Annotated in this window: 7 protein-coding genes; 5 read left to right on the top strand and 2 right to left on the bottom strand. The window is 73.5% G+C overall.

What is annotated here, in order from left to right; all coding sequences use genetic code 11:
- Window positions 1-526: RNA pyrophosphohydrolase (locus AX737_RS31135; RefSeq protein WP_082773395.1), on the top strand; the 526-nt coding region annotated here is incomplete at its 5' end.
- Window positions 527-554: 28 nt separating this feature from the next.
- Window positions 555-1199: a DUF2939 domain-containing protein gene (locus AX737_RS31130; protein ID WP_066928034.1), complete on the top strand. Its 645-nt coding sequence runs from the start codon at window positions 555-557 to the stop codon at window positions 1197-1199.
- Between the two features lie 19 nt (window positions 1200-1218).
- Here the strand turns inward: AX737_RS31130 and AX737_RS31125 are convergent, their stop codons facing one another.
- Together AX737_RS31125 and AX737_RS31120 are read right to left on the bottom strand one after the other, a co-directional pair.
- Window positions 1219-1593, bottom strand: coding sequence for a photosystem reaction center subunit H (locus AX737_RS31125; protein ID WP_066928032.1), 375 nt, complete (start codon window positions 1591-1593; stop codon window positions 1219-1221).
- 22 nt (window positions 1594-1615) lie between these two features.
- Entirely contained in the window at window positions 1616-2053 is a 438-nt protein-coding gene (locus AX737_RS31120) for a response regulator (protein ID WP_066928030.1), read from the bottom strand.
- Between the two features lie 207 nt (window positions 2054-2260).
- Here AX737_RS31120 and AX737_RS31115 point away from each other — a divergent pair, with 207 nt between their 5' ends.
- The 3 genes from AX737_RS31115 to AX737_RS31105 all read left to right on the top strand — a co-directional run.
- Window positions 2261-2920: a YoaK family protein gene (locus AX737_RS31115; protein ID WP_066928028.1), complete on the top strand. Its 660-nt coding sequence runs from the start codon at window positions 2261-2263 to the stop codon at window positions 2918-2920.
- Between the two features lie 11 nt (window positions 2921-2931).
- Window positions 2932-3936, top strand: coding sequence for a hypothetical protein (locus tag AX737_RS31110; protein ID WP_066928026.1), 1005 nt, complete (start codon window positions 2932-2934; stop codon window positions 3934-3936).
- A 246-nt stretch (window positions 3937-4182) separates the two neighbouring features.
- Window positions 4183-4675 (top strand): DUF2937 family protein (locus AX737_RS31105; protein WP_066928024.1); only part of this gene is annotated, 493 nt, incomplete at its 3' end.

Genomic DNA, 4675 nt, shown 5'->3' with positions numbered 1-4675 from the left:
CCTCGGCCAAGAGGCCCCCCTGCCCTACCGCCCCTGCGTCGGCGTCGCGCTGATTAACCGGGCGGGCGGCGTCTTCGTGGGCCGCCGCAAGGACGCCGACCGGCTCGGGGCCGGCGCCCACGCCTGGCAGATGCCGCAGGGCGGGATCGACGCGGGCGAGGCCGCCGCGGCGGCGGCCGTGCGCGAGCTGCACGAGGAGACGAACGTCTCCCCCGCGCTGATCCGTCCCCTCGGCGAGGTGCCGGACTGGCTCGCCTACGACCTGCCGGCGGACGCCATGAAGCAGGCCTGGCGCGGGCGCTACCGCGGCCAGACCCAGAAGTGGTTCGCCTTCGCGTTCCTCGGCACCGACGAGGCCATCGACGTGGACCATCCGGGCGGCGGCGCGCACAAGGCCGAGTTCGATGCCTGGCGCTGGGCCGCGTTCGAGGAGCTGCCCGGCCTCGTCGTACCCTTCAAGCGCCCGGTCTACGAATCGGTCGTCGCCGCCTTCGCGCCGCTCGCGACCTGGGCGCGGTCGGCTTGAGCGCGGCCAGGCCCGGCTGAGCCGCCCGATGCGCTGGCTCGCCGTCCCCCTCGCGATCGCGCTCGGCTGGATCCTGTTCACGCTGAGCCCGCTCTGGGCGCTCTACGACCTCGCCCAAGCGGTGCGGGCGCGGGACGTCGGCTATGTCGAGAGCCACGTGAACTTCCGGACGCTGCGGCTCTCGCTCGTGCGCCAGACCACCGCCGCCGTGAAGGCCGCCACCGACCAGAACCCGGATCTCGGCCCCCGCGAGCGCCAGCAGCTCGGCGAGGCGGCGACCGGCCTCGCGCTGGCGCTGGCCGAGACGATGGTGACGCCCGCCACCGTGATCGACCTCCTCGACGACGGCTGGCTCGACAAGGTCGAGCAGGGGCGGCCGGCCGCGCCGGCCCGGGCGGGCCTGCGCATCGACCGGGTCGGCGGCCTGGTGCCCTATTACCTCGCCTCGGAGATGCGCGGCTTCCGCACGGTCGTGATCGCGATCCCGCCGGGTCGCCCGCGCCAGGACCAGACCCGCATCCGCATGCGCCTGCGCGGCTGGGCGTGGCGGCTCACCGACATCGAGGTCACGGAGACCCTGCGCCAGCAGATGGCGGCGGGTCTCGCCCGCACGCTCGCCAAGGCCAACCTGCGCGGCCGGGGCGAGCAGCGCGAGGCGCCGGCGCAGCCGTGAGAGCGCGCTGATCCGGCGGTCAGCGCGGCTTCGGGTTCGGCTCGCTCCCGCCGGCGGGGATGCGCGGCTTGCGGGCCTGGACGAGGCTCTCCGCCTTGTCCTCGTCGGTGTCGCCGCCCTGCTCGATCGCGCGCTCGGGATCGGCGGCGAGTTCCGAGACGATCGCCAGCAGGCGCTCGCACTCGGCACTGTACTTGAAGGCGTCGAGCACGATCGCGGCGTCGCGCAGGGTGCGCAGATCCCGCACCGTCTGCTGGTTGGCGTCCTGCTGCAGGTCTCTCTTCCCGGCGAGCTTCTCCTCGATCCGCGCGCCCGTCACGTCGCAGGCGGCCCGTGCCGTGCCGGCCGTGAGGCCGAGCGCGAGGGAGGCGATGAGGAGGCGCGTGCGGATCATGGGTCGTCTCGGGGGTGGCGGGTCAGGCGTGGTGGGGATGGGCGCGGCGCAGGAGGTCGTTGGTCAGCGCCACGAGCTGGCTCGGCCGGTAGGGCTTCGGCACGAAGACGGATTCGGAGACCTGCTCGCTGGCGGGCAGGCCCGCGCGGCCGCCCGAGGTGTAGACCACCGGCAGGTCCGGGCACTGGCATCGCGCGTGCTGGGCGAGTGCGAGGCCGTTCGTGTTGCGGGCGAGGTCGATATCGGTGAAGAGCAGGTCCACGGTCTCGCGGGCAAGAATTTCTTCCGCCTCCCAGGCGTCGGCGGCGGTCAGCACGCGATAGCCCTCGTCGGCCAGCGCCTCGGCGGCGAGTTCGCAGACGAAGGGTTCGTCCTCGACCACGAGCACGGTCGAGGACGCGTGGTCGATCCGGTCGAGGAAGGCGGGCCGTGCGAGCGCGGTGCAGGCGAAGGGGATCATGACGCAACTCCAACTCACCTGGCGCGGGGCTGACGCCCCGGCACCGGATCGTCGGACCAACGGGGCCCTCAGCTCCGGTGTTCGCCGTGATTGGATCGAATTGCTCGGGTTTGGTGAGCGAAGGCTTAACCCTGCCCACCCGCACCTGAACGGAGCGCCCGAACTGGTTAACGAAGTCTTATTGCGAAGCTTTCGGGGACGCGATTCGTGAACAGATCCTGGCAGCTGGGGACCGGCCTCGCGCTCACGGCGCTCGCCGGCTACGTCGACGCGATCGGCTTCGTGCGGCTGGGCGGCCTCTACACCTCGTTCATGAGCGGGAACACGACGCAGCTCTCGGTCTCGCTGGCCAACGGCGCCTTCCGGCACGCGGGCCTTCCCGCGATGCTGGTCTCGGGCTTCCTGTTCGGCGCGACGCTCGGCAGCGGGCTCGCGATCGTGGTGCCGCGGCGCTGGGCCACCGCGGTGGTTCTCGCCTACGAGACGCTGCTGATCCTGGCGGCCCTCTCGCTCGGCCTCGCGACGCCCGAACTCGGCCTCGCCTCGTTCTTCATGGCCATGGCGATGGGCGCGCAGAACGCGGTGCTGTCCCAGGTGAAGGGGTTTCGCGCCGGCACCACCTTCGTGACGGGGGCCCTGTTCGCGCTCGCGCAGAAGATCGCCGAGGCGCTGACCCGCACCGGGCCGCCTCTGGGCTGGATCGGCGACGCGACGGTCTGGGGGGCGCTGCTCGTGGGCGCGCTGGTCGGCACGCTGGCCTACGGCACCTACGAGCTCTACGCCTTGCTGGTGCCCGCCCTGGTCGGGGGGACTTTCGCGGTGATCGCCGCCGTCCTATCCGCTCGATCGGTCACCGCCGTACCCTGAAGGACCCGCGCATGAGTACTTCCGCCTCCCTGACGAGCCACGTCGCCCCGGTCGAGGCCGGCGCGCACGTGACGGCGGCGCACTGGCTCGGCGATACGCTGGCGCTGGCGCTCGGCGACGGCACGGTGGTGCTGGCCTCAGGGAGCGAGGCGGTGCGGGCGGCGGCCCACCCGGACGGATCCATCCTCGTGGCGGCCGGCGACGGAGCCCGCCTCCTCACCGGCGGCGACGACGGGCGCGTGGTGGCGGTGGCCAAGGACGGCACGCTCACCGAGGCGGCGGTCGCCAGGGGCAATGCCTGGATCGACGCCTTGGCGCTGCATCCGGACGGCGGGCTGGCCTTCTCGGCCGGCCGGCGCGTGGTGGCGCGCGATGCCAAGGGCCGCGAGCGGACCCTGGAGGCGCCCTCGACGGCGCGGGGCCTCGCCTTCGCGCCGAAGGGATACCGGCTGGCGGTGGCGCACTACAACGGTGCCAGCCTCTGGTACCCGAACCTAGAGACCCCGCCGGAGGTGGTCTCGTGGAAGGGCTCGCACATCGACGTGACGTGGTCGCCCGACGGGCGCTTCGTTGTCACGACGATGCAGGAGAACGCCCTGCACGGCTGGCGCCTCCAGCCCGATCCCGGCCACATGCGGATGTCGGGCTACCCCGGCAAGGTGCGCTCGCTCGGCTGGTCGTCGGACGGCAAGTGGCTCGCCACCGGCGGAGCCGAGGCAGCGATCATCTGGCCGTTCGACTCGAAGGAGGGCCCGACCGGCAAGGCCCCGCGCGAGTGCGGCGTGCGCCCGGCCCGGGTCTCGCGGGTGGCCTTCCACCCGAAGGCACCGGTGCTGGCGATCGGCTACGAGGACGGCTGCATCCTGCTCGTGCGCTTCGGCGATGCCGCCGAGCTCCTGGTCCGCCCGGCCGTGAAGGCGAGCGCGATCTCGGCGCTCGCCTGGGACCGCCGCGGCAACCGCCTCGCCTTCGGCTGCGCGGACGGGCAGGCCGGCCTACTGACGCTCCCCGCCTGAGTCCCGGGGATCCCCAAGGGCCTCAGGCCCTTTCGGCGCCTGAAGGCGCTGCAGGCGGGGTCCGGGGCGCGCAGCCCCGGGATTGGCTCTTCGGTCCCGGCTTTGCCGGGGCCGAAGAGCCAAATGCAGGGTTCCACCCTGCACCCGCCAAAGGTCTCGACCTTTGGGATCCAGGACTGGGTGCAGGCCCCTGGTCCCCGGCGGCCCGGCATGCTCTTGTCCCGCGCGCATCATCGGAGGTCGCCCGTGTTCGCCGTGTTCCGCACCCTCGGCCTCGCCCTCGGGCTCCTGGGCGGCGGCGTCGCCGCGCAGGCGCCGGAATTCGCCCAGCAATACGCCCAGCGCCTCGGCGGCGCGGTGGACGAGTTGCGCCGCGAGGTCGCGAGCCTCGATGCGGACGCGCGGGCCACCGGCAACACCCGCGACGGGGCGGTCGATCGCATGCGCGGCAACCCGGACGAACTCGTTGCCCGCCGCGGCGCCGCGGCAGGCGCCACCGTCGCGCGCCTCGCCGCCCTGAGCGCCCAGCAGCAGGCGCTGGCCGAGGCGACGAGCCCCCTCGGGCGCACCTTCGCCATCCTGCGCCAGCCGGATGTCGGGCTGGTGCGGGCCACGCTGACGGACTACCAGCCGGCGGTCCCCACCACCGCCGACGGGCTCGTGGCCGGGCTGCTCGGCTTCCTGGCGGCCTGGGGCGGCTGGCGGGTGATGTCGGATCTCGGCCGCCCCAGGCCGCCAG

It is taken from the genome of Methylobacterium sp. CCH5-D2, assembly GCF_001556475.1.
GTDB classification, from domain to species: domain Bacteria; phylum Pseudomonadota; class Alphaproteobacteria; order Rhizobiales; family Beijerinckiaceae; genus Methylobacterium; species Methylobacterium hispanicum.
Note: the sequence above shows the minus strand (reverse complement) of the source record. Positions and strands in the feature narration are given on the sequence as shown.

Bases quoted from the DNA above. Each gene is read 5' to 3' on its own strand.
- AX737_RS31130 (WP_066928034.1), top strand. From the start codon at position 555: ATGCGCTGGCTCGCCGTCCCCCTCGCGATCGCGCTCGGCTGGATCCTG.
- AX737_RS31120 (WP_066928030.1), bottom strand. From the start codon at position 2,053: ATGATCCCCTTCGCCTGCACCGCGCTCGCACGGCCCGCCTTCCTCGAC.
- AX737_RS31110 (WP_066928026.1), top strand. From the start codon at position 2,932: ATGAGTACTTCCGCCTCCCTGACGAGCCACGTCGCCCCGGTCGAGGCC.
- AX737_RS31125 (WP_066928032.1), bottom strand. From the start codon at position 1,593: ATGATCCGCACGCGCCTCCTCATCGCCTCCCTCGCGCTCGGCCTCACG.